11 protein-coding genes, 2 tRNA genes, 3 rRNA genes and 4 pseudogenes are annotated in these 25,298 nt (G+C 60.6%); 9 read left to right on the forward strand and 11 right to left on the reverse strand.

The annotated features are described in order from the left end of the window. Positions 1 to 30: 30 nt before the first annotated feature. The gene (locus ACUCCZ_RS02750; RefSeq protein WP_435917723.1) at positions 31 to 1,944 is read right to left on the reverse strand and encodes an alpha/beta hydrolase; all 1,914 of its coding nucleotides are present in this window, start codon (positions 1,942 to 1,944) and stop codon (positions 31 to 33) included. 132 nt (positions 1,945 to 2,076) lie between these two features. Here ACUCCZ_RS02750 and dcuC point away from each other — a divergent pair, with 132 nt between their 5' ends. Beyond that, positions 2,077 to 3,444 (forward strand): C4-dicarboxylate transporter DcuC, encoded by a 1,368-nt coding sequence (gene dcuC, locus ACUCCZ_RS02755; RefSeq protein WP_445439688.1) that lies wholly within the window; start codon positions 2,077 to 2,079, stop codon positions 3,442 to 3,444. A 66-nt stretch (positions 3,445 to 3,510) separates the two neighbouring features. Then, the gene (locus ACUCCZ_RS02760) at positions 3,511 to 4,374 is read left to right on the forward strand and encodes a MurR/RpiR family transcriptional regulator (protein ID WP_435917721.1); all 864 of its coding nucleotides are present in this window, start codon (positions 3,511 to 3,513) and stop codon (positions 4,372 to 4,374) included. Here the strand turns inward: ACUCCZ_RS02760 and ACUCCZ_RS02765 are convergent. The 4 genes and pseudogenes from ACUCCZ_RS02765 to bcp form a co-directional block, all read right to left on the reverse strand. Next, positions 4,364 to 5,524, reverse strand: coding sequence for a lyase family protein (locus ACUCCZ_RS02765; RefSeq protein ID WP_435917964.1), 1,161 nt, complete (start codon positions 5,522 to 5,524; stop codon positions 4,364 to 4,366). The genes ACUCCZ_RS02760 and ACUCCZ_RS02765 overlap by 11 nt on opposite strands. After that, a pseudogene (locus tag ACUCCZ_RS02770) lies at positions 5,525 to 5,728 on the reverse strand (lyase family protein); the annotation flags it as partial. A 915-nt stretch (positions 5,729 to 6,643) separates the two neighbouring features. After that, positions 6,644 to 6,728 (reverse strand) — tRNA-Leu (locus ACUCCZ_RS02775). A gap of 52 nt (positions 6,729 to 6,780) precedes the next feature. Continuing rightward, positions 6,781 to 7,266: a thioredoxin-dependent thiol peroxidase gene (gene bcp / locus ACUCCZ_RS02780; protein WP_435917720.1), complete on the reverse strand. Its 486-nt coding sequence runs from the start codon at positions 7,264 to 7,266 to the stop codon at positions 6,781 to 6,783. Positions 7,267 to 7,349: 83 nt separating this feature from the next. On the opposite strand from bcp, the gene ACUCCZ_RS02785 reads away from it, so the two are divergent. Beyond that, positions 7,350 to 7,916, forward strand: coding sequence for a DUF3618 domain-containing protein (locus ACUCCZ_RS02785; RefSeq protein WP_435917719.1), 567 nt, complete (start codon positions 7,350 to 7,352; stop codon positions 7,914 to 7,916). A 99-nt stretch (positions 7,917 to 8,015) separates the two neighbouring features. Here ACUCCZ_RS02785 and ACUCCZ_RS02790 read toward each other — a convergent pair whose 3' ends face one another. The 6 genes from ACUCCZ_RS02790 to ACUCCZ_RS02815 all read right to left on the reverse strand — a co-directional run bounded on the left by ACUCCZ_RS02790 (position 8,016) and on the right by ACUCCZ_RS02815 (position 13,785). Then, complete coding sequence (locus ACUCCZ_RS02790; protein ID WP_435917718.1) at positions 8,016 to 8,897, reverse strand: carbohydrate ABC transporter permease; 882 nt, start codon at positions 8,895 to 8,897, stop codon at positions 8,016 to 8,018. Beyond that, entirely contained in the window at positions 8,894 to 9,940 is a 1,047-nt protein-coding gene (locus ACUCCZ_RS02795) for a carbohydrate ABC transporter permease (RefSeq protein WP_435917717.1), read from the reverse strand. Before ACUCCZ_RS02795 ends, ACUCCZ_RS02790 begins: the two co-directional genes overlap by 4 nt. Before the next feature lie 109 nt (positions 9,941 to 10,049). Then, positions 10,050 to 11,363, reverse strand: coding sequence for an ABC transporter substrate-binding protein (locus tag ACUCCZ_RS02800; protein ID WP_435917716.1), 1,314 nt, complete (start codon positions 11,361 to 11,363; stop codon positions 10,050 to 10,052). A gap of 413 nt (positions 11,364 to 11,776) precedes the next feature. Then, a tRNA-Lys gene (locus ACUCCZ_RS02805) sits at positions 11,777 to 11,849 on the reverse strand. Positions 11,850 to 11,905: 56 nt separating this feature from the next. Beyond that, positions 11,906 to 12,634 carry a type 1 glutamine amidotransferase gene (locus ACUCCZ_RS02810; RefSeq protein ID WP_435917715.1) on the reverse strand — a complete coding sequence of 243 codons (729 nt, stop codon included), beginning with the start codon at positions 12,632 to 12,634 and terminating at the stop codon, positions 11,906 to 11,908. Next, positions 12,631 to 13,785: a DUF1727 domain-containing protein gene (locus tag ACUCCZ_RS02815; RefSeq protein WP_435917963.1), complete on the reverse strand. Its 1,155-nt coding sequence runs from the start codon at positions 13,783 to 13,785 to the stop codon at positions 12,631 to 12,633. The genes ACUCCZ_RS02810 and ACUCCZ_RS02815 overlap by 4 nt, the downstream gene beginning before the upstream one ends. Positions 13,786 to 14,118: 333 nt before the next feature. Here ACUCCZ_RS02815 and ACUCCZ_RS02820 point away from each other — a divergent pair. The 6 genes and pseudogenes from ACUCCZ_RS02820 (at position 14,119) to rrf (ending at position 25,076) form a co-directional block, all read left to right on the forward strand. Beyond that, positions 14,119 to 14,715, forward strand: a pseudogene (locus ACUCCZ_RS02820) (hypothetical protein). Further along, positions 14,705 to 16,131 (forward strand): annotated as a pseudogene (locus ACUCCZ_RS02825) (Y-family DNA polymerase). Before ACUCCZ_RS02820 ends, ACUCCZ_RS02825 begins: the two co-directional pseudogenes overlap by 11 nt. A 167-nt stretch (positions 16,132 to 16,298) precedes the next feature. Next, a pseudogene (locus ACUCCZ_RS02830) lies at positions 16,299 to 19,464 on the forward strand (error-prone DNA polymerase). Positions 19,465 to 19,989: 525 nt separating this feature from the next. Beyond that, positions 19,990 to 21,515: ribosomal RNA gene (locus ACUCCZ_RS02835) — 16S ribosomal RNA — on the forward strand. A gap of 263 nt (positions 21,516 to 21,778) precedes the next feature. After that, positions 21,779 to 24,861, forward strand: a 23S ribosomal RNA gene (locus ACUCCZ_RS02840). A gap of 98 nt (positions 24,862 to 24,959) precedes the next feature. After that, positions 24,960 to 25,076: ribosomal RNA gene (gene rrf, locus ACUCCZ_RS02845) — 5S ribosomal RNA — on the forward strand. The 16S, 23S and 5S rRNA genes sit together here, the layout of an rRNA operon. Positions 25,077 to 25,298: the final 222 nt, after the last annotated feature.

Raw genomic sequence — 25,298 nt, forward strand, 5'->3', positions numbered from 1 at the left:
CAGTCCGTGGATCCGTTGTGCCTCGTCACCTCAGAACATCGGGATGTACGCCACCGATCCGCCCAGTGCCATGAGGGTGAAAATCGTCGTCGTGACGATCGGGCCCAGCCAGGCCCGTCCGGTGGCGTGGTAGAACGCGCGGTTGAACAACGGCAGCACGATCATCATGGGCAGCAGCGACTGCAGCATGTTGACGTAGAGCCAGTTCGTCGTCCAGTACACGGTTCCGGTGCTGAAGAAGGTGACGTACTGGATGACGAAGATCGCAGCCAGACCGATGGAGTTGGCCAAGGCGATGATGAGCCAGTTGACCCAGCGACGTTGGTTGCCGAACCGCATCGAGGCGTTGACGCGCAACGAGTTCGAGAAGAAGAACAGGAACAGTGCGGGCACATATGTCAGGCCGATGAGTAACCAGCGTTTCGTCAGTGGACGAGCAGCCACGACGAACAGACGGTAGTCGACGTGGAAGAACCCGTACACGATGGCCAGGATCGTGTAGAAGATGGTGATGACGAGCAGTGCCAGGGCCAGGGTGCGTCCGGTCTGGGCCCAAGTCATCCGAACCCCCCAGCTCCGGGGCTCGTCCGCACCACGATGTTTCGACATGCTGTGGCCGATCCACAGCAGGATCAGGCCGAACAGACCATTGACCAGTGACCACAGCACGACGGCGTTGACCATACGGCCGGGGAAGAACCAGCCGTTCTGCTTGTTCGCCGCGGCCGAGAAGACCTGCTGGCTGGCCGCTGACAACGGTATGAAGGTCACGCATGCCACAGCGGCCGAGATGACGAAGATCGTCCAGAAAATCACCGCGCCTCGGCCTCGCGGCTTCGCCGGTGCCGGGCAGACTTCGGTGCGCGCCGGGGAGAACCACGGGATGGTCAGCAGGAGCTTCGTAAGGGGTACCAGCATCACCAGGGCTGCGACGAGGGAAAGACCGTTGCACAGCTCCTTGAGCCACCATGTCTGATTGGTGGTGCTCATGGCGTGTGGTGCGCCCAGGGTGTCGTCGAAGAACTGGATCATCGATCCGATGGCGCTGGGTGTCAGAGGTTGGAAGGGGTGAATGGTGCGGTCATTGTAGGCGACGCGATAGGTACGGTCGCTGGTCGATCCGTACCCCTTGCCGATGACGACATGGTCGACGTGCTGGGATTCCGGCAGTCCGGAGTTGATGACGGCCAACGCCTCTGGTGCGGTGCGCAGATCTCCATTGCCGTTCTTGTTGCGGTAGCCGCCCTCGTCGTAGAACGCGTAGCCGATGCCGACATTGGAGTGGACCTTCTTGAACTTCTTCGCGTCGAGTTTCTGCAGCCATCCGGAGATGAACACTGATCGGATGGGGTTGAGGGCCTCGGCCTTCTCTCGTTCCTCCTTGGTGATCGTGGTGCCGCCGGGGGAGTTGGGGCTCTTGGCCTTCTTGAGGGCCTTGGATTCCTTGGCGCCATACTCTGCTGCCATGCGGCGTACCTGTGATCCGCCGGCGGAATGGCCGGTGATGCCGATCCGGGACTTGTCCACGTAGTTCAACGTGGTGGTGCGTGAGACGTAGTCGATGGCTGGCTTGATGCTCGGATCGTCATTGGTCGGTGGTTGGGAGGTCGACTCGCCCTGGTTGTACGGGTCGACGACCAGGGTGACGTATCCCCGGCGAGCAAGCTCCATGGAGTACGAGATCTGGGTCTCCTTGGTGCGTTGGAAACCGGGGCTCACGATGACCATCGGAGCCTTGTTCTTCTCGGTGGCCGTGTCGGGGCGGAACAGATCAGCACTGACAAGGGCGCCGTCCTTGCCCGGAATCACCAGTCCTTGGACGTTGACCTTTCCACCGTCACGCTGTGCGAGGCTCGAACCCACTGCACCAATGATGATGAGCAGTAGACAGATCAACACGTGCAGTGATGATCGTGCTCGGTGATTCAGTGACGTTGGACGCATCGGTGCTCCTTGGACAGTGGCCTTCAGGGCGCAGAAAATCTTCCCGACAAGAATATGTCAGTTATTCATCGCGCAGATGCAAAGATGTATATTTACTTTCATCGTGATGGGTCACATGACGAGGAGGTCATCATGACGACGGTGCTGGCGCTGTGCGCGCTTGTCGTGACCGTTCTGGCCGGCTGGTTGCTGGTCAAGAGGTACAAGCCTGTGCTGGTGCTGTTGGGGGCCGGTCTGTTGCTGGTCCTCATCCGCGTCATTCTCAGACCGTCGGTCCCGTTGTTGGAAGGCGATGAGAGCTCCGGGAGCGTCTGGTTCGACATCATCGGGCTCATCGAGTCGATTGCGAAGAGCCAGCTCACCGGGGTTGGCCTCATCATCATGGCCGCTGGTGGATTCTCGGCCTACATGAACCGTATTGGGGCCACCGAGGCGCTGGTACGTATCGTCATTGGGCCTGTCACCAGGCTCAAGCAGCCCTATCTCATCCTGGTGTTCACCTACGTCCTGGGGCAGCTGCTCTTCATGGTCATCCCGAGCGCCGCGGGCCTGGCCATGCTGCTCGTCGTCATCATGATGCCGATCATCACCGCTTCGGGGGCCAGCGCCGCAGCTGGTGCCGCAGTCATCGCCACGACGAGTGCCCTGCCCATCGGGCCTGCCACTGGCACGGAGATCCTGGCCGCCCACACTGTGGGACTCTCCCCGGCGGTGTACTTCGTCCGCGATCAGCTTCCGGTTGCGATCCCCACGGTTGTTGCAGTGGCCATCACTCATTTCTTCGTCCAGCGTCGCCTGGATCGCAGGGGTGGCGACGACAGTGCCGAGCATCGCGACGAGGATCCTGCGGCAGCTCGCCAGGCTCCCACGTGGTATGCCATCTTCTTGTTGCTGCCGATCATCCTGCTCATCGTCTTCAGCCCGTTGGCTGTGAAATCCGTGCAGCTGTCGACCGTGTCGGCATTCCTGCTGGTGTGGCTGGTGACCATCCTCGTCGAGCTGATACGCAACCACGATCGCTCGGAGGTTCTGGGTGACGCCAACGCCATGTTCGTCGGAATGGGCAATATGTTCGCCAAGGTCGTCCCCCTCATCATCGGTGCCCAGCTGTTCGCCGAAGGTCTCAAGCAGGCTGGAGTCATCAAACTCCTGGTGAATGGTGCCGAGGGCGTTGGTCTCCCACTGTGGGGCATGGCAGTCCTGTTCAGTGTGGTCGTCGGTGTGGTGACCTTCCTCACCGGATCCGGGGTGGGGTCCTTCACGGCATTCGCCTCCCTGGCCCCAGGCATTGCCAAGGGGCTCGGTGGTAGCGCGGCAAGTATCGTCAACCCGATGCAGTTCTGTGGTGGGCTGTTTCGCTCGGTCTCACCAATCTCCGGGGTGGTCATCACGGTGGCTGGTGCCGCGGGCATCTCGCCGATGGCGGTGGTGCGTCGCACGGCACTTCCGATGCTGGTGGGTTTCATCGTCATGATGATCTCGAGTCTGGTGCTCATCTGAGCACCGGTAGGGTGAAGCCCGCCACGAGATTTCGTGGTGACGGACGCGTGTACAGGGGGCGCCACGATGGCGGAGGAATCCGGGGATCTGTATGGACGACTTGCAGCCTTGCAGGAGCTGACTCCGACAGAGAGTGTGATTGCCCAGTACTTCGAGGACGACTTTCCCCATCTGGCTCTGGAGAACCTTGACGAGATCAGTGCGGCCACCGACGTCTCGACGGCATCGGTGACGCGGTTCGTTCGCAAACTGGGATATGCCAGTTTCCGCGATTTCTCACGATGCCTGCGTGAGGAGGTGGCAGCAAACTTTGATCTGCCCAGTGACCGCGCCACCAGGAGTCCTGAATCTGACGCGCCGGGTGCGATGTGGCGCTCGAAGATGGAGGCTGCTCGACGCAGTATCGACGTTGGCCTGGGGGCGTTGGACGGCGAAGCCTTCGATCGTGTCGTTGAGGTGTTGAAGGATGACTCGCGGCCGGTGTACCTCGTGGCAGCCGCCACCGGGCACACGCTGCTGGATTACTTCAGCCTGCTGGTGCGCTACTACCGGCCCCATGTCATTCTGCTGGAATCGACCGACCGCATGGCGCACCAGCTCATTGATCTGCCCAGCAACGCAATCCTGTTGGCGTCCGTCTTCGACCGGCACTCCCGGATGGTCGAATCCGTGCTACGGATGTTCCACGAGCGCGACATGACCACCATCCTGCTCACGAATCGTTCCTCGACCCCGATGCGTCGATACGCCGAGCACGTCCTGCTGGTGGCCTCGGAGTCGTCGACCGCCTTCCGGTCGCGCGTCTGCTGTCTCATCCTGCTGGAATCCCTGGTGGCGGCCCTGGCCCCGACCGATCCAGACGTCGAGCGGGGCAGGGTCAGAGCCATGCAAGGTTTGTTCGACGACCTCGGGGTGTTCATCACCCCATGACGTCGTTGCCGGTGTGGGGCCGGTCCTCGGCAATGAGGTGGGAGAGCTTGGCGGACAGACCGGTGTAGCGAGACGGGTCGGACAGCTCGTCAAGATCGAGACCTGACAGTTTCTCGGCAACGTGCGGATGCGCGTCGATGAAGTCGTGCAGGCTGATTCCATTGGCTCGATGGGCAGCGGAGAATTCCTGCAGCAGGTCGTGAGCCTCCTCGTGGCCGAGGCGTGGGGCAAGCTCCATCATGATGCCTTCGCTGACGAGCAGGATTCCTTCTCGATGAGCGTTGGCGGCAAGCTGGTCGACGTTGAAGTCCAGTGCGTTCAACAGTGTCAACAGCTTCTGTCCGGCCCCGTCGACTGCCGCCAGGATTCGGGGAACTGCGTCGCGCTCGACCTCGAGTTGTCGGTGGTCCCGCTCGAAGTCACCGGGCGGGTTGGTGAGCACGGTGGCTGCCGCACCGGCAGCCATACGAGCTGCGGCAGTGATTTTCATGGTGGAGAACGGATTGCGTTTCTGAGGCATGGTGCTCGATCCGGAGAGATGCGGATCAAGGGCCTCGGCCGCTTCCCGAAGATCGGTGCGCTGCATGTTGTAGAGGTCCTCGGCGATCTTGGCCAGAACCTGTGCATGGATGGCCAGGTTGCAGGAGAGCTCCGTGAGGGCGTCCCGTGAGGCATGCCAGGCGATGAGTTCGCAGGTGAGTCCGAGTTCTCTGGCGATCTCGACGGCAATTGTTGCGCCATGCGATCCCATCGAGGCGTATGTGCCTGCTGCACCGGAGAACTGCACGAGAAGGCAACGGTGCCGGGTCTGCGTCATGCGCTCACGGGATCGCTCGAGATCGGCGGTCCATCTGGCGAATCTCATGCCGAGAGTGGTGGGAACAGCATGTTGACCATTGGTGCGTGCCACCATGATGGTCTCCGCATGCCTGTCGGCCAGCAGTCGCGTGATTTTCAGAAGGTCATTGGTGCAGGAATCGATGAGATCGAGCGAGTCACGGATCTGCAGGTTTCGAGCGGTGTCGAGAATGTCCTGGGTCGTGGCCCCGAAATGGACCCATCGGCGGGTCGTCTCGTCAAGGGTCTGCCGAAGGCAGTCAAGTCCCAGGGCAAAGGGATTTCCTGCCGTCCCAGAAAAAATACGTTCCATGACGGCATCCGTGGCCTTCGCCTGCTGGGTGATTCGGGTTCCGGTGCCCTCGGGGATCATTCCCAGCTTCGTCTGCACGCGAGCCAGTGCTGCCTCGACGTCGTACCAGCTCTGTACCGTTGATCGTTCGGACCAGATGGTGTCCATTGCCTCGGTCACGTAGCCACGGCGGGTGATCTGACTGTCGAAGGCCCCGAACGCCATTGTTTTCAACCTTTCGTTTAAAGCATCTTGTGTAAAGAATCTAACATCTCCTCAGGGACCACGCCATGATGACAGCCGAGGGCAGTGACTCAGCTCAGCTGCTGTGGCAATCCTGGGTTGAACTGGATCCCATACCACGGCACGTGGCACGGGGGAGCGTCTAGCACAGGATGACCACGGATGCCCTGGTGTCGGTAAATGCCTAGGCGTGGTGGGGGATGCCCTGGCGTGACGATCCGGCAAGGGGGTGGGGCACTGCCCTGCTCGTGCCTTTGTGGCAATCGTGTGTGGGAGTGGGGGTTGTGCCACGCCACGTGGCAGGTGAGGTCGTTCGGTGCAGGATTGCCACGGTGGCTCCCCTGTTCCCTGCTCCCGATTCGGTGAGTGTGGGTCCGGTGCGGCGGGTGTGGGGTGCGCGCTCGAGCGCTGGGTCAGTTTTTGACTGTGCGGGGTTCGTGCATGGCACCTCATCGAGTGACGTGTGGCAAGCATGGTGCTGAACGGTGTGGCTGCTACGCCATGTGGCAGGTGGGGTTGTTCGGTGCAGGATCGCCACGGCGAACCGAGGACCAATGATCTGGCAGACGCGCAGGAGACGCGGTTCCGGGAAAACGGCGTGTGGCAATCGTGTTCGGGATCCCGGCGGTTGCCACGTCTCGTGGCAACCGTCACCCGCTCGCGCCGGAAATCCACACGCGGAACGGCCCACTGGCCCGGGGTTGTCGTGCGGCGTCGTGTACAACCGCTCCTGCCGCGGGATCGGTCACACATCCGATCGTGCTTTGCTCTTGGGCGGCGTTCCACTGAGGCGTGGAAAGTATGGTTTGGCAGCCCGGACAGCCTCAGTGCATGTCTGCCACGAGGAAGCTTGTGAAAAATGCTCGGTACAAGATCATGTCGCCGGGCTGATCGTGCTGGTGCCGGAGAAGGGACTTGAACCCTCACGCCTTGCGGCACAGGAACCTAAATCCTGCGTGTCTGCCAATTCCACCACTCCGGCAACGGGACATCGCGGTCCCGGAACCAAGGAACACTCGATCCAACGGTGCGGGTCAGTCGCTGATACCCAGCTCCCGGCGCAGCTTGTCGACGTGACCCTTGGCGCGAACATTGTACTGTGCCTCGGCAATGGTGCAATTGCCGTCCGCATCGACGTCCACGACGAAGGTGGAACGGATGACACCGACGATCTCCTTGCCGTAGACGTTCTTGGGTCCGTAGGAACCGTATGCCTTCATGACCTCCTTGGACTCGTCGGAGAGCAGGGTTAGCGTCAACGATTCCTTGGTGACGAACTCCTGCAGCTTGTCAACGGGATCGGGGGAGATGCCCAGCACGTCGTAGCCTGCGGTGGTGAAGTCGTCCAGGTGGGCGGTGAAGTCAACTGCCTGTGTGGTACACCCGGGCGTCATGGCCGCGGGGTAGAAGTACACGATGACCTGCTTGCCAGCGAAGTCGGAAAGGGTGATCTGATTGCCGTCAGCGGCGGACAAAGTGAAATCAGGGGCCGCATTACCGGGCTGAAGACGGGTGCTCATGACCTCAACGATATAGGCTATTGCCAGACCAGCGCCGCGCCTACGCCGGCGCAAAGCGCAGACACGGCACCAGGAGGGGTCACATGGCTGATAGCAAGTCGAAGGCGAAGGACGAGCGCTCCGCTGATGAGATCAGGCGGGACATTGCAGCGACTCGTGCTCGTCTGGCGGCCGGGGTGGAGAGCCTCGTGGAAGAGGTGCATCCGGCCACACTCAAGCGCGAAGCCACCGATCGCGCCCGTGACTACGTGCAGGGTGAGTTCGATCAGGTCAAGGGCCAGGTCAAGGACGAGCACGGCTGGCGGATGGATCGCATCGGCATCGCCGCAGGTGCGCTCGCTGCCGGCATTGCTGGCATCATCGTGCTGCGTGCGATCGTCGGTCGCGCCACCGGAGCCACTGCTCGCCGTAAGCTCGAGAAGCTGCAGCTCTCCGAGGCCAAGCGGGTTCGCAAGGAGGCCAAACAGCGTCGCAAGGGTGATGCCAAGGCTGCCAAGATGAACGCCAAGCTCGGTAAGAAGAATGCCAAGAAGTACGGCAAGCTCGACACCGATGACTCGTCGGTGAGCAACCTTGCGGAGAAGATGTTGAAGCAGGCCGCCCTGCTGCGTGCACAGGCTGCAGCTGAGCGCGAGGAGGGTGCTGCCTGAGTATCGGCTCGGCATGAGCTGATCGACACGTACAGATCCAGCATCAATTCGGCCCCGGTCCATTGCAGACCGGGGCCGAACTACGTCGTCAGGCGGGTATCACTTGAGACCACCGGCAGCCAGACCAGCGACGATCCGACGCTGGAAGACCAGCACCATGATGACCAGTGGCACCGTCATGACGACGCCGGCAGCCATCTGGGAGCCGAAGGGAGTGTTGAACTGCGAAGCACCGGTGAACTTCGACAGCAGCACCGTGGCAGGCTCCATCTTCGGATCGTTGATCATCGTGACGGCGACGAGGAACTCGTTCCACGCACCGATGAAAACGATGATCGCCGTGGTGAAGATGCCGGGGGCGGCCAGCGGCAGGATGATCTTGCGGAAAGCCTGGGCGGGGGAGCAGCCATCAATCATGGCGGCCTGCTCGAGCTCGTCGGGCATCTGTTTGAAGAAGGTCGTCAGGTTCCACACTGCCAAGGGCAGTGAGAATGACAGGTCTGGGATGATCATGGCCTGGTAAGTGTTGATCCAGTGCCATGCCGAGAAATTCTTCAGCAGTGGGACGATGATGGCCACCAGCGGGAACATCGACGTCGCGATGATGAGGATGAGGAATCCGCTCTTGCCATGGAAGTCCAGACGCGCGAGGGCGTAGGAGGCGAAGGTGGCGATGAGCAGGGCAATGATCGTCACCGAGATCGAGACGACGAGGGAGTTCATCAGGCCGCGCAGGAAATTGTTGTCCGGCTGGAAGACGGCTTGGTAGTTCTCCAACGACGGGTGAGCGGGCCACCACGTGTTGTCGAAGATCTCGTTGTCAGGACGCAGTGAGGACACGACCATCCAGTAGAAGGGTGCCAGGCAGTAGATGACGATGAGGATGATGCCGATGACCGGAAGCACCTTGGCCCAAGCGTTGTTCTTGTGGTGGGTTTCCTGATCGATGGCTCCCGGGGCGGTTACGGTTGCGGCGCTCATGACAACACCTCCTTGCCATTCGTAGCCGCGGCTTGTGCGGCGTTGGCCTTCTCCCGAGCCCGACGTCCGCCCGGACGTCCGCCGTTGACGAAGGTGCTGGCCTTCATCGGCTTGCGCTTGTGCCCGTCACCGATGAGATCGGCGCCGAGGATCTTGATGAAGGCGAAGGCAATGATGAACACGTAGAGGAACAGGATGATTGCGTACGCGGCAGCCGCGCCGTACCTCAGGTTCGAGGCCTCGTCCTGGACCAGCATCGACAGCGTCTCGACCGAGTTCCTGCGCGGGCCGACGAGGATGAACGGCAGGTCGAACATGCGCAGGGCGTCAAGGGTCCTGAACAGTACGGCGACGACCAGAGCTGGTTTGACCAGTGGCAAGGTGATCGAGACGAATCTCCTCCACGCATTGGCCCCATCCACCTTGGCTGCCTCGTAGACCTCGGTGGGAATCACCTGCAGACCTGCCAGTGTCAGCAGACCGATGTACGGGGCGGTCTTCCAGACGTCGGCGATGATGATTGACCACTTGGCCGTCCAGTTGCCCGAGGCCCACATGATGTGCTGGCCGAGGATGGCGTTGGCGACGCCGTTCTGGTTGAAGATCCAGCCCCACAAGATGGCGGAGACGGCAGTCGGGATCGCCCAGGGGACGAGGATGGCGGCTCGGACGACGCCGCGTCCAGCCATCGCCCGATGCATGATCAGCGCCATGATGACGCCCAGGATGGTCTCGAGGACGACCGTGACGACACCGAAGAGGGTGGTGTTCCAGAACGCGTTCCAGAATCGATCCCCGGAGCCGGTGAAGATGTCGGCGAAGTTCTTCATCCCGACGAACGGCTCGTTGTCGTTGACGAATCCGGTTTCGGGATCCAATCCCGGTTGTCCGTACAGGGCTTGTCTCACCGACTGGATGACTGGGATGACGATGACGATCGTCAGGACGATGAGGGTGGGCGTGATGAGCGCCAGGGCGAGGCGTTCCTGAGCTCTTGCCCGTGAAGACCGCTTGTGGGTCTTCTCCACTGTTGCAGTGGTCATGATGAGGCTCCTTGTTCCCGGTGCTGTCTGCCGGTTAGTGCGAGCGGTGTCATGGATACGGCGGGGTGGGTGACCCGTCCCCGCCGTATCCATGCGGTCTGCGTGACGATCAGGCCTTGATGATCGTCTTCAGCTTGTCGGCCAGCTGCTTTGCGGCGCTCTCGGCGTCCGTCTTGCCCTGAAGGGCCGGGTAGATGGCGTCCTGGATGGCTGCGGTGACGTCACCGTAGGCGACGGCATGTGGACGGCCCTTGGCGCTGTCCAAGGAGGCCTTCAGGGGCGGCAGGTACGGGATCTTCTTGACGTTCTCGTCCTTGGTGTACAACTCGCCGTAGATCGGTGCGTTGGACTGCTTCTCGAGGTTGTACTGCTGGGACTCCTTGTTGGTCCACCACTTGATGAACTTGAGGGCCGTGGCCTTGTTCTTGCAGTTGGAGGTGATGGCGCAGTTGTGGCCGCCCAGGGTCGGCATGTAGTCCTTGCCGTCGATGGAGGGCAGCGGGGCGACGCCGAACTTGTCGGGTCCGAGTTCCTTCATGTCGTTGCCGTACTGGTAAGGCCAGTTGCGCAGGAAGAGGACCTTGCCGGACTCGAAGCCGTTACGGCTGTCCTCTTCCTTCCACTCCAGGGCTGCGGTCGGGATGAGCTTGGACTTGAAAGCGTCGATAGCGGTCTGGATGCCCTTGATGGACTCGGGGGAGTCGACGGTCACCTTTCCGGAGTCGTCGACGATCGCACCACCACAGGTGTTGATGAACTCGGCGATGTTGCAGGTGAGGCCCTCGTACTTGGCCCACTGGCCACCGAACCCACCGATGTCCTGCATGCCTGGTAACTTGCGGACGGCCTCGGTGGCCTTCTTGACGTCTTCCCAGGTCTTGGGAACCTCGACCTTGGCCTTGTCGAGGAAGTCCTTGCGGTAGTACATAATCGGGGCGTCAGTGACGTACGGAGCGGCGTACTGCCTGCCGCGGTATGAACCGGCCTCCCACACCGAGTCAATGACGTCAGCGGGCTTCATGTCCTGCGGGAGCTCCATGATCCAGCGGTTGGCCGCGAACTCGGCAACCCACACCAGGTCAAGGCTGACGACGTCGTATGCGGCAGAGTTCGTCTGAGCGGCGTTGATGAGTGACTGGCGCTGCTGGTCGGCCTCCGAGGACAATTCGATGAGAGTGACCTTCTCCTTGGGGTACTTCTTGTTCCACTCATCAACGTGTTTTTGGACCATTCCACCGGAGAAGTCCTTGCCCTGCACCCAGCTGATGGGGCCTTCGCCAGTGAAGTCTGCGCCCTTGGCTGCGGGCTTGTTGGAATCGGAGCCCTTCGAATCTCCGTTGGAACAAGCTGCCAAGGCACCGAGCGCCAGGGCTCCGACGGAGCCCTGGATGAAGGCGCGGCGAGAGTGTGTGTAGTGCGTCATGCGACTTCTTCCTCCTTGAACTGAGCGATGTCGACAGCGACATCACGTACGCATCAGCGATTTCTTGCAGGTGCGACAGGTCACAACCTCAGGCAGGATAGTACACCGACTCCCTGGCATGTGTGCACATAGGTTCGCGATGAACCTGAATAATTGTGCACGACAAGTGGGATTGGGGGGCTTTCCCCCACATGAATGGTCAGAACGGTGTTGGTATCTGGCTGGATCAGTCTGATTCATTGTGGAAAGTGGGTACCGCTCCGAGCGTCGTCGCTGGGATTGCCGTCTTGGCGACTGGACAACCTCTGACATCGGGGGAGGAGGCAGACTGGGGCGTTTTGTGTCCGAACAGGAGGCGAACATTGAACAAGCCGTTCCATCCTGCTGCCAGGATGGAACGGCTTCTGCTCCGGTGCGCCGCCAGGGACTCGAACCCTGAACCCGCTGATTAAGAGTCAGCTGCTCTGCCAATTGAGCTAGCAGCGCCGGCGAGAAAAAACAGTAGCGGACTTCGGCCAGGATGCAAAATCGAGGTGGCAAGGTCATGGTCGACCGGTGCGTGCGGCATCGATTCGACGCTGCCGCAACGCTGTGATCTCGTGCAGGTCGAGGGGCTCCAAATGGCTTCCTAGAGCCATTTCAAGCACATGGTCGGCGAGTTGGGGGTTGCGTGCGAGAACCGGTCCGTGCGGATAGGTGCCGACGACATGCCCCTGCACGGCTCCTTCGTCGCGACGGTTGCCGTTGCCCCAGCCAACCTCGACAGCGGCCAGCGGTTTGGCATCAGAACCAAGTTCTGTCCAGCCGCCGTGATTCTCGAAACCGGTGATCGGGCAGGTGCTCCCGTCTGGCTGGGTCCAGATGTGCAGAACCTCCCCGACAGCACGCTCCAGACCGCGTCGGGTCTCGATGTCGAGAAGCCCGAGTCCTTCAATGACCTCGTCACGGTCTCCGATGGTGAAGGATTTGCCGCAGATCTGGTAGCCGGCGCACACGGCGAAGAGCATGGCACCCTTGTCAAGGGCGGTGAACAGTCCGCCATCGGCCTTGAGCTCCCGGGCAGCGGTGATCTGGGCGGTGTCCTCGCCGCCTCCCAACAGATAGACGGCCCCGTCCGTGGGCACCTTCTGACCGGGCTCGACGGTGACGAGCTCGGCGCCAATGCCGCGCCATTGCAGCCTCTTGGTGAGGACGACAGCATTGCCGTGGTCGCCGTAGATGCCCAACAGGGACTGGTACAGCAGAACGATCTTGGGACGGTCGGTGTTCATGCCAGTCCTCCGAGTCGGCGCAGTTTCTGGAAGGGGGTGTAGGTCGACAGCACGTCAATGGGATGGTCAGGGTCCCATTTGCCGGCCAGTAACGGGGAGCTGAGGGCCTGGGAGAGGTCCTCGATGACGACGTGCTCCACGCCGGCATAGTGCAGCCTCACGGCCAGGTCAAGGGCACGCGGGCCGGTGCAGATGACGGTCCGTCCGACCAGCTGCTCGTAATTGACGTCCCACAGCCAGGAGACGTCCTTGCCGTCCGCAGCCACCGCATCGATGGCGAGTACCAGCGGATCGGAGGTCGTCAGCGGCAGGGACTCGGTCCAGCCAGCAGGATTCTTCGACAGCAGAAGACGGCAATGGGTGCCGCTGATGGTGCAGGTGGCATAGCGACCAGCAGGGGACTCCACCGTGGCGATCCCGCGCAGCGCGTCTTCGGGCTGGATGCCCATGTGGACGGCTGCGGCAAGGGCGCAGGTGGCGTTGGTGAGGTTGAAGGAACCGGGCACCTGGACGTTGAGGTGGAATCGTTTCCCGGAAGCCTCGACAGCGTCGTGACCCTCCACCCACCAGTCGGCAACAGGCTGACGCAGTTCACATCCGGGGCAATCCCAACCGTCCTCGCCATGGGTGAGGACGGCGCCGCAGTTGGGGCACAGCGTCGAGTCAGCGGTCCAACGGGGTTTAGTGTCCACCCAGATGACGTGACGAGCCTTCTGACACACCCACACGATGAGCGGATCGCAGGCATTGGCGACCACCGTCGGGCCATGTTCGGCGGCCATCTCCAGGGCGGTGCGCCAGTCGCGTCCCAGGAAGGTCAGTTCGTGGTTGCGGTCCAGCTGGTCACGGCTGAAGTTGAGCAGGACCAGTATTTCCGGGCTGCCCATCGCGACGAGGTCGGCGACGACTCTCTCGTCGGTCTCCAACACGGCGATGGTGGCGTTAGGGGCCTCTCCCAGGGCCGAGACGATGCCATGATGCAGGTTGGCCCCATCGGCGTTGGTGACGACGTCTCGGTGGCCCTCAGGAGTCCCAGCCTTCACCGCGGCGGTGAGGAAATGGGTTGTTGTGGTCTTGCCGTTGGTGCCGGTGACGCTGGCGATGCGACGGTCTGCCAGCAGCTCGGGCAAGGCGTTGGGGGCCAACTTCATCGTCACCCGGCCACGGATTGATGCTCCCGAGCCCTTACCCGCCAGGCGGGAGGCTGTTGCAGCTGTCCGCCCGGCCAGCAGGGCCAGTTGCAGCCGCGGGGAGGTGCGGTGTCTTCCAGGTGACGAGGTCATGGCCCCAATCATGACAGGAAGGGATGACGGCCCTGGTGCGCCCCGCCGATGACGAGGAGGCCTCTGTGGTCTCCAAATGTTTGTTGACAAGGTTGTTCGCTGGTGTTTTGGCTGGGTGTCGGAAAACCTGTCGGGCACGCGTGTCACGGTAATTCCCGTCAGCTGCGAGGGGCTGACGAGTGCCGGACAAGGGGGTGCGTGATGATCAACGTCGAAGAGTTGGTGAGCCGTGGTGTCGACGGATTGGAGGCTCCCAGTGGGCATGCCATTCACCCGTTGCTCCAACCCCTTTTCCCCGGTGGACTCATGCCCGCGGTGTACCGGCTGGATGGTGCGTCCTCAGTCGGGCTGGGACTTCTGACCCATGGCTGGTGTGGGGCGGTCGGACTCCCTGAGCTCAGTGTCGAGGCGGCTCGGCAGTGAGGAGTGGAATTGTCGCGGTTGGTGCTCGTGCCCCATCCAGGGAACTGGCTTGAGACGGTTGCCACTCTCATCGAGGGCCTAGACGTCGTTATCGCCGCAGCTCCACCACCGCTGCCGATGACGGCCAGCAGACGATTGATGGCCAGGCTGCGTTCTCGCGGCTCGGTCTTGGTGGTACTGGGGCCGTGGCCCAACCCTGCCGCCCGAATCGACGTCCGCACCATGAGGTGGCGAGGGCTCGGCCAGGGGTACGGCTGTTTGTCTGCTCAGGAGCTTGAGGTGACGGTGGTGAGACATCACCACAACCGTTCCGTGCGGCTCGTTCGTACCGGTACCGGGGTACATCCTGCCGAGGAGGGGACTGATGCCTGCTGAACGGCTCAGTGCAACCCCGATTCGTGCCCTCATGGCAGTGATTCCCGGGTGGCGAATCGTGGCGGCTTCTCGCCGTCAGCGTGGGAATGACCCTCTTCTGGTCGTTGATCGCGGGATCGTCGTCGACTGCTGTTCCCGGGCGGTCGAGGAAGGGGTGGTCCCTGGGCTGCGAGTGAGAGCTGCCCAGCTGCGTTGCCCCGACGCCGTTGTCGTGCCTCACGATCCTGACTCTGAGGGGATTCTCTTCGACGAGGTGGTTCGTGAGATCGAGAAGTCAGTGGCACCTTCGGCCCACGTGGTGCGACCAGGGGTTGCCGCGGTAGCTGCTCGCGGAGTTGCGCGTTTCCATGGTGGCGAACGCGCCGCTGCGCAGCACATGTCCGAGGTGCTGGCTCGGATCGGGTACCCGGATGCAGGGATTTCGGTGGCGGACGGACTGTTCGCAGCAGAGGTGGCTGCCACCGAGGTGGCCGGTCCCGAGAATCATGACCCGAGGATCCTCAATCCCGGGATGTCCACGGCCTTTCTGGCTCCCCACGACGTCTCGGTTCTGGCACGTACCGGACGAGCCGATGAAGCATTGGTCCGAACCTTGCGCCACCTCGGTCTGACGACTGTTGGCTCCTTCGCCGGTCTGGATCGTCAGCATGTCGTCCAGCGGTTCGCGGAGGTCGGTCAGCGCGCCCACGACTGGGCACGTGGCATGGACGTCACGGTGCTGTCATCCCACCGGCCCGAGGACGACGACGCCCTGGAAGTCGTCCTTGACGATCCGGAACCTTCCGGTGCCCAGGTGGTGGCCGTGGTGCGTCCTGTGGTGGAGGAGTTCATGGCAGGTCTGGCAGCCAACGGTCGGGTGTGTTCTCACGCTCGCATTCTCATCCGGGCCACCACGGGGTTGTCTGAGCGCACCTGGCGTCAACCCTGGCAATTCAGCAGTGACGATCTGTTGGCTCGGCTGTCCCGCCAGTCTCGACGACCTTCCGCGTGGCATCGACGAGTTTGGCGCTGATGAGTTCTGCCAGTCCGGTGTCGAGGCGGTGCGGATCGTCCCCACCGTTCATCGTGCGGGTGAGACAGCTGAGGGGCTGTTCGGAGCCAGACCCACCGAGCATCTCGTCCACGTCATCTCCCAGTTGCAGGAGAGGCTGGGGCCCGAAGGAATCCTGGTGGGGGAGGTCGCCGGTGGCCGGATGCTCAAGGACCGACGCCGACTGATTCCCTTCGGGACGGTTGCCGAGGATGCGCGTCCAGTGGATCGTCCCTGGCCGGGCCATGGCCGGTGTACCAGAGGTGGTGGAGTATCCCGGCTGTCTCCGTGAAGCGAGTGCAGTTGGTCACCGAGGACCAACAGGCGTGGGTGTTGGCGGGTCAGCTGACCGGTGGTGGGTCGAGGCTCGTTACGACGAGGCGTGATCAGGGTGAGCTATCACGATCCTCCGATTCCGTGGCGGGAGCTGGAGAGACGTATCTCGGGGTGGTGTCTCCCCAATGACCATCAGGACAGTTACGTCGACCAGGCTGGATATCGCCGCGTCCGCAAGCCCCTTGACAGCCGTCCTGCCCGCCCCAAGGGGCCGGCGGTGCCCTATGCCGAGCTGCACTGTCACTCGTCCTACAGTTTTCTTGACGGTGTCTCCAGCCCGGAGGACCTCGTCGCCCGGGTGGTGGAGTTGGGGTTGTCGGGGGCTTGCCCTGACCGATCATGACGGCCTCTACGGAGTCGTCAGGATGGCTGAAGCGGCTGAAGCCTGTGGTCTTCCCACCATCATCGGGTCGGAGTTGTCCATCGGGGTGCCGGAGCCTCAGAACGGGGTTGCCGATCCGGTGGGCAGCCATCTGCTCGTGGTGGCCAATGGCCCGGAAGGGTATCGCCGCTTGGCAGGAGCCCTCACCGACGCTTATCTGGCCGAGGTGGCCGATGGGCACTGGACCGTCCTCACCGGGTGTCGCAAAGGAGCGGTGAGACAGAGGCTGGCCAAGGGAGTGCCGCAGGCCGAGGTCGAGCTTCGCCACCTGGTTGACCTCTTCGGTGTTGACAACGTCCTGGTCGAGCTGACCGATCATCGTGCTCCTACCGATTCCCGTGACAACGACATCCTCGCTGAGTTGGCGGGTCGTCATGGTCTGACAACAGTGGCGACGACAGCCGCCCACTACGCTGGTGTTGAGCAGCTCGAGCTGGCTTGTGCTTTGCCAGCGGTGCGAGCCCGACGCAGTCTTGACGAGATGGACGGCTGGCTTCCTCCCGGCCCGGTGGCGAGGTTGCGTAGCGGGGTGGAGATGGCAGACCTGTTCAGCCGTCATCGAGACGCGGTGGACAACACCGTGGCTGTGGCTGAGAGAACGGCTTTCCAGTTGAGGTCGGTGCGTCCGCGTCTGCCCGACCAGAAGGCGCCTGAAGGTCACACTCCCATCAGTTGGCTGCGACATCTGGTGGAGGAAGGTCGTCAGGGATGTTACGGGGACGATCCGGTGGCCAAGGACCGACTGGCCACGGAACTTGACCTCATCGAAGCCCGAGATTTTGCCGGCTACTTCCTCATCGTTTCCGACATCGTGGAGTTCGCCCGGTCCCAGGGGATCTTGTGTCAAGGACGTGGATCAGCGGCGGCCTCGGCGGTGTGTTACGTGTTGGGCATCACCGTCGTCGACCCAGTGTTCTACGGACTGTCTTTCGAGCGGTTCCTGTCGGTGCTGCGCGAGGAGGAGCCGGACATCGACGTCGACTTCGTGAGGAGGTGATCCAGTACGTCTACGCCAAGTACCGACGGCGCAATGCTGCCCAGGTGGCTGACGTCATCACCTATTGGCCGCGCAGCGCCATCCGTGACATGGCCAAAGTCCTCGGCTATTCCCAAGGGCAGCAGGACGCGTGGTCCCGTCAGGTGGAGAGACGATCGGTACCGCTGAACTCCCAGAACTCCGATGTCTCCGAGATCCCAGACGACGTCATCGCCCTGGCCCAGCAGGTGGTAGGTCTGCCACGTCACCTGGGCATTCACTCAGCCGGGATGGTGATGACCCGAGAACCAGTGGGACGCATCTGTCCGATCGAGCCGGCCCGGATGCCTGGTCGCACGGTGGTGCAGTGGGGCAAGGAGGACTGTGCCTCGATGGGGTTGGTGAAATTCGACCTGCTGGGGCTGGGAATGCTCTCGGCGCTGAGCATTTCATTTGATCTCATCTCCCGGCACTGCGGACGCTCCCGGACCCTGGCTTCGATCCCGCGCAACGAGCCGGGGGTCTACGACATGTTGTGTCGTGGTGACAGCATCGGTGTCTTCCAGGTCGGGAGTCGAGCCCAGATCGGCACCTTGCCCCGACTCAAACCACGGTGTTTCTATGACCTGGCCGTGGAGACTGGGCTCATTCGTCCAGGTCCGGTGCAGGGAGGCGCGGTGCATCCCTACATCAGACGACGCATGGGTGCTGAACCGATCACTTATCCTCATCCTCTGCTCGAACCAGTGCTCGAGCGCACCCTGGGGATCCCGCTCTTCCAGGAGCAGCTCATGCAGATGGCCACGATGGTCGGCAATTGTACGGCTGCCGACGCTGACCTGTTGCGCCGAGCGATGGGGTCCAAACGCGGGGGTGGAGCGCATTGGCTCCCTGCGCGCCAGGCTCTTCGAGGGGATGGCAGCCAATGGGATCGACGACGACACCGCCCAGGACATCTATTCCCGCATCGAGTCCTTCGCGAATTTTGGATTTGCCGAGTCCCATGCCTTGAGTTTCGCCGGACTGGTGTACACCTCAGCCTGGGTCAAGCTGCACTACCCGGCGGCTTTTCTTGCTGCCCTGCTGCGAAGTCAACCGGTGGGGTTCTGCTCCCCGGCGATCCTGGTGGCTGATGCCCGACGGCATGGTGTGGTGACGCGACGTCCAGATCTGAGGAAGTCGTCGGTGGGGGCTGACCTGGAACCACTGGATCTTGAGGATGGTAATCTCGAGACCGGGAAGGGCGACTGTCTCCATGATCACGACGAGTCCGAGATCGGCTCCTTCGATCCCAGTTGTGATGACGGTGGTCATCGTCGGGATACCCACCTCGCGGTCAGACTGGGGCTCTCTGACGTCTCGGGTATCAGTACCGAGACGGCCACCCGGATCGTTGAGGAGCGGGACCGTGAACCGTTCACCAATCTTGACGATCTCGCTCGGCGGGTTGAACTGAGCAAGGAAGAGGTGGAGGCCCTTGCCCTGGCAGGTGCCTTCGACGACCTTGTGGGTTCCAGACGCGGTGCTCTGTGGCAGATCGGCCAGATTGACGGTGTGGCCGGGCCAGCTGGATGTTCAAAGGTTACCCAACCGCTTTTGCTCGCCGAACCCAGTCAACTGGAGCTACTGGATGACGACCTCCGTGCCACCGGAATCAGCACGGCAGACCATCCTGTTCGCCACGTCCGGAGCGTCCTCGATCGGCGAGGTGTGGTCCGCATTGATCGGTTGGGTGCCGTCGAGGCTGGACGGCGTACAGAAGTTGCTGGAATCGTCACCCACAGGCAGAGACCCGAGACAGCTGGGGGAGTGACCTTCCTCAACGTGGAGGACGAAACCGGCCTGCTCAACGTCATCGTCACTCCGGGTGCATGGAAGCATCACCGACGTGTGGCCCGGACGTCGCGAGCTTTGGTGGTGCGGGGGATTTTGGAAAGAAGCGACGAGGGAGTGACGAGTTTGCAAGCAGATCGGTTGGAAGCCCTCGATTTATCAGTACCCACGAGATCCCGTGACTTCCGCTGAACAGCCTTTGACAAGGGGATATGGTGACAGCGGCACCCTAATTTGCATCATCGTTCATTCATGTGTAATGTCTTCCGAGCTGTCAGGGACTGCTTGAAGCGGCTCCCAGATAGCAGCCGAACTGGATCTCAGCCCGATGGCTTTGATGAGTCGGGGTTGATCTGGTAAGGTTGATTGGGTTGCTGCCTTTAGGGGTGGTGAGCTGATTGTGGCTGGTTCTGCTGGTTGGTCTCGGTTTTGTGTGTCGGGGCTTGGTGTGGTAGGGTTGGTCGGGTCGCCTTGGGGTGGTCCTGCTTGTTGGTGGGGTTGTTCTGTGGGTGTGATGTTTGAGAACTCAACAGTGTGTCTTTGATAGTCAATGATTTTTTGATGCATCTTTTTGGTGTGTCGGATTTGTTTATGGATTCCTTTGTGATTCTGGACATGGACTGGATTTTTTGGTCAGTGTTTGGGGTTAGTGTTTTGGATTCTTCATGTTGACACCGTTGCCCTGTGCCTGTGTGGTGTGGGGTGGGTGATATTTTTTCATTGGAGAGTTTGATCCTGGCTCAGGACGAACGCTGGCGGCGTGCTTAACACATGCAAGTCGTACGGAAAGGCCTCTTTTTGGGGTACTCGAGTGGCGAACGGGTGAGTAACACGTGAGTAACCTGCCCACAACTTTGGGATAACGCTGGGAAACTGGTGCTAATACTGGATATGTGCTCCTGCTGCATGGTGGGGGTTGGAAAGCTTCGGTGGTTGTGGATGGGCTCGCGGCCTATCAGTTTGTTGGTGGGGTAGTGGCCTACCAAGGCGGTGACGGGTAGCCGGCCTGAGAGGGTGACCGGCCACATTGGGACTGAGATACGGCCCAGACTCCTACGGGAGGCAGCAGTGGGGAATATTGCACAATGGGCGCAAGCCTGATGCAGCAACGCCGCGTGCGGGATGACGGCCTTCGGGTTGTAAACCGCTTTCAGCAGGGACGAAGCTTGTGTGACGGTACCTGTAGAAGAAGCACCGGCTAACTACGTGCCAGCAGCCGCGGTGATACGTAGGGTGCGAGCGTTGTCCGGATTTATTGGGCGTAAAGGGCTCGTAGGTGGTTGATCGCGTCGGAAGTGGAAACTTGGGGCTTAACCCTGAGCGTGCTTTCGATACGGGTTGACTTGAGGAAGGTAGGGGAGAATGGAATTCCTGGTGGAGCGGTGGAATGCGCAGATATCAGGAGGAACACCAGTGGCGAAGGCGGTTCTCTGGACCTTTCCTGACGCTGAGGAGCGAAAGCGTGGGGAGCGAACAGGCTTAGATACCCTGGTAGTCCACGCTGTAAACGGTGGGTACTAGGTGTGGGGTCCATTCCACGGATTCCGTGCCGTAGCTAACGCATTAAGTACCCCGCCTGGGGAGTACGGCCGCAAGGCTAAAACTCAAAGGAATTGACGGGGCCCCGCACAAGCGGCGGAGCATGCGGATTAATTCGATGCAACGCGAAGAACCTTACCTGGGTTTGACATGGACTGGGAGTGCTCAGAGATGGGTGCGCCTCCTTGTGGGGCTGGTTCACAGGTGGTGCATGGCTGTCGTCAGCTCGTGTCGTGAGATGTTGGGTTAAGTCCCGCAACGAGCGCAACCCTCGTTCACTGTTGCCAGCACGTTATGGTGGGGACTCAGTGGAGACCGCCGGGGTCAACTCGGAGGAAGGTGGGGATGACGTCAAGTCATCATGCCCCTTATGTCCAGGGCTTCACGCATGCTACAATGGCCGGTACAAAGAGTTGCGAGCCTGTGAGGGTGAGCGGATCTCGGAAAGCCGGTCTCAGTTCGGATTGGGGTCTGCAACTCGACCTCATGAAGTCGGAGTCGCTAGTAATCGCAGATCAGCAACGCTGCGGTGAATACGTTCCCGGGGCTTGTACACACCGCCCGTCAAGTCATGAAAGTCGGTAACACCCGAAGCCGGTGGCCTAACACGTTGTGTGGGGGAGTCGTCGAAGGTGGGACTGGTGATTAGGACTAAGTCGTAACAAGGTAGCCGTACCGGAAGGTGCGGCTGGATCACCTCCTTTCTAAGGAGCGTTTTGTAAGGGCTCATTCAGTGCGTCTCGTGTGGGGCGTTGGTGGATGGGTTGGCTTCTTGTGGAGTATTGGCGTCCTGTGTGTTGTGGCAGGGTCTTAGGCATGCTGTTGGGGTTCTGGGGTATCACACTGTGTGTGGTGGCCTGGTGCGGTGATGCTGCGTCTGCTGTGTGGTGGGTGTGGTGTTGATTCGTGTGGTGGTTGAGAACTGTATAGTGGATGCGAGCATCTTATTATTTTTGTGTTTTGTGTTGTGTAAGTTGTGTAGTGCGATCGGTGGATGCCTTGGCACCAAGAGCCGATGAAGGACGTTGTAACCTGCGATAAGCCCTGGGGAGTTGGTAAACGAGCTGTGATCCGGGGGTGTCCGAATGGGGAAACCTGGAATGTCCGGAGTAGTGTCCGGTGGCCCTGCCCTGAATGTATAGGGGTGTGGGAGGTAACGCGGGGAAGTGAAACATCTTAGTACCCGTAGGAAGAGAAAACAATTGTGATTCCGTGAGTAGTGGCGAGCGAAAGCGGAGGAGGCCAAACCGTGTGTGTGTTCAAGCCGGCAGGTGTTGCATGTGCGGGGTTGTGGGGGCCTTTGGGTTCTGCTGCCGCAGGATCGGCCAGTGATAAATGTTGCGTGAAGGTGAAGCGTCTGGGAAGGCGTACCGGAGTGGGTGAGAGTCCCGTAACTGTAAGCGTGGCACTGGTGAGGGTTGCCCCAAGTAGCGTGGAACTCGTGGAATTTTGCGTGAATCTGGCGGGACCACTCGTCAAGCCTAAATACTCCTTGGTGACCGATAGTGGATGAGTACCGTGAGGGAATGGTGAAAAGTACCCCGGGAGGGGAGTGAAATAGTACCTGAAACCGGTCGCATACAAGCCGTCAGAGCCTTGTGGGGTGATGGCGTGCCTTTTGAAGAATGAGCCTGCGAGTTAGTGATGCGTGGCGAGGTTAACCTGTGTGGGGGAGTCGTAGCGAAAGCGAGTCCGATAAGGGCGCTAGTCGCGTGTTCTAGACCCGAAGCGGTGTGATCTATCCATGGCCAGGATGAAGCGTCGGTAAGACGTCGTGGAGGTCCGAACCCACTTCAGTTGAAAATGGAGGGGATGAGTTGTGGATAGGGGTGAAAGGCCAATCAAACACCGTGATAGCTGGTTCTCCCCGAAATGCATTTAGGTGCAGCGTTGCGTGGTTCTTGTCGGAGGTAGAGCACTGGATGGTCTAGGGGGCCTATCAGCTTACCGAAATCAGCCAAACTCCGAATGCCGGCAAGTGTGAGCGTGGCAGTGAGACGGCGGGGGATAAGCTTCGTCGTCGAGAGGGAAACAGCCCAGATCATCAGCTAAGGCCCCTAAGTGGTGACTCAGTGGAAAAGGATGTGGAGTTGCGTAGACAGCCAGGAGGTTGGCTTGGAAGCAGCCATCCTTGAAAGAGTGCGTAATAGCTCACTGGTCAAGTGATTCCGCGCCGACAATGTAGCGGGGCTTAAGTTATCCGCCGAAGCTGTGGCAGACCCTGTGTGGGTTTGGGTAGGGGAGCGTCCTGTGTGAGGTGAAGCTGCCGGGTGACCGTGTGGTGGATTGTGCGGGAGTGAGAATGCAGGCATGAGTAGCGAATGACGGGTGGGAAACCCGTCCGCCGATTATCCAAGGGTTCCAGGGTCAAGTTAATCTGCCCTGGGTGAGTCGGGACCTAAGGCGAGGCCGACAGGCGTAGTCGATGGATAACCAGTTGATATTCTGGTACCGGCTTGTCACCGTTCGTGTCGAGGTGTGTGATGCTAAGCGTGCGAGCCTGCCATTGTGGCATCGTTGATGTTGTGGTGGTGTGGTGAGTGTGTGAACCGATCATGTAGTAGGCAAGCTGCGGAGGGACGCAGGGAGGTAGCTCATCCCCGGCGATGGTTGTCCGGGGCTAAATGTGTGGACCGTCTGGTAGGTAAATCCGCCGGGTGTGTGGTTGAGGCATGATGGCGAGCCCATGTGTGTGGGTGAGTGAGTGATCCTGTACTGTCGAGAAAAGCTTCGTGAGCGAGGTGGCTGGTCCGCCCGTACCCTAAACCGACACTGGTGGATAGGTAGAGTATACCGAGGCGATCGAGATCATCATGGTGAAGGAACTCGGCAAAATGCCCTCGTAACTTCGGGATAAGGGGGACCTGAGCTGTTGCTGCCACGTGCTGGTGGTTGCGGTGAGGGGCGCAGAGACCAGGGGGAAACGACTGTTTACCAAAAACACAGGTCCGTGCGAAGTCGTAAGACGATGTATACGGACTGACTCCTGCCCGGTGCTGGAAGGTTAAGGGGAACTGTTAGCGTGTGCGAAGCGGTGAACTTAAGCCCCAGTAAACGGCGGTGGTAACTATAACCATCCTAAGGTAGCGAAATTCCTTGTCGGGTAAGTTCCGACCTGCACGAATGGAGTAACGATTTCCCTACTGTCTCCACCATGAACTCGGTGAAATTGCATTACGAGTAAAGATGCTCGTTACGCGCAGCAGGACGGAAAGACCCCGGGACCTTTACTATAGTTTGGTATTGGTGATTGGGACGACTTGTGTAGGATAGGTGGGAGACTGTGAAGTGGCCACGCCAGTGGTTGTGGAGTCATTGTTGAAATACCACTCTGGTCGTTCTGGTTATCTCACTTTGGGCCGTGATCCGGTTCAGGGACAGTGCCTGATGGGTAGTTTGACTGGGGCGGTCGCCTCCTAAAAGGTAACGGAGGCGCCCAAAGGTTCCCTCATCCTGGTTGGTAATCAGGTGGTGAGTGTAAGTGCACAAGGGGGCTTGACTGTGAGACTGACAGGTCGAGCAGGGACGAAAGTCGGGACTAGTGATCTGACGGTGGCTTGTGGACGCGCCGTCACTCAACGGATAAAAGGTACCCCGGGGATAACAGGCTGATCTTGCCCGAGCGCTCATAGCGACGGCATGGTTTGGCACCTCGATGTCGGCTCGTCGCATCCTGGGGCTGGAGTCGGTCCCAAGGGTTGGGCTGTTCGCCCATTAAAGCGGCACGCGAGCTGGGTTCAGAACGTCGTGAGACAGTTCGGTCCCTATCCGCTGCGCGCGGAGGAATCTTGAGAAGGGCTGTCCTTAGTACGAGAGGACCGGGACGGACTGACCTCTGGTGTGCCAGTTGTTCTGCCAAGAGCATGGCTGGTTGGCTACGTCGGGTCGTGATAACCGCTGAAAGCATCTAAGCGGGAAGCATGCTTCAAGATGAGGGTTCCTACAGGTTTCTGGTAAGGTCTCCGGTAGACGACCGGGTTGATAGGCCAGGCGTGGACGCATCGTAAGGTGTGGAGCTGACTGGTACTAATAGACCGAGGACTTACACATTCTGTTTTGAGACGTCAAGAATGGTGTTGTGTCGCATCCACTGTACGGCTCCCAGCCCCCACGCGGGGTTGCGCCAAGCCTGACTGGCCCCATAGTTTTCCGGTGGTCATGGCGGAAGGGAAACACCCGGTCCCATACCGAACCCGGTAGTTAAGCCTTCCAGCGCTGATGGTACTGCATGAGGGATCATGTGGGAGAGTAAGACACTGCCGGACTCAATTCATTTCATGAAAAACAGAGGGTGTGGGGAAGAATATGATTCTTCCCCACACCCTCAGTCTTTTTTCCTTTCCTTTCCTTTTCTTTTCTATGCGCCCCCACACCAACACATACAACTCCCCCAACATATTGCCGTTGTGCCGAAGCCCGGGAGGCCCGGGACCTTCGCGACCTACCAGGCCTGATTTGACGGGTGCGTGCGACAATGTCGTGCTCGA

It is taken from the genome of Cutibacterium nasicola, assembly GCF_052654715.2.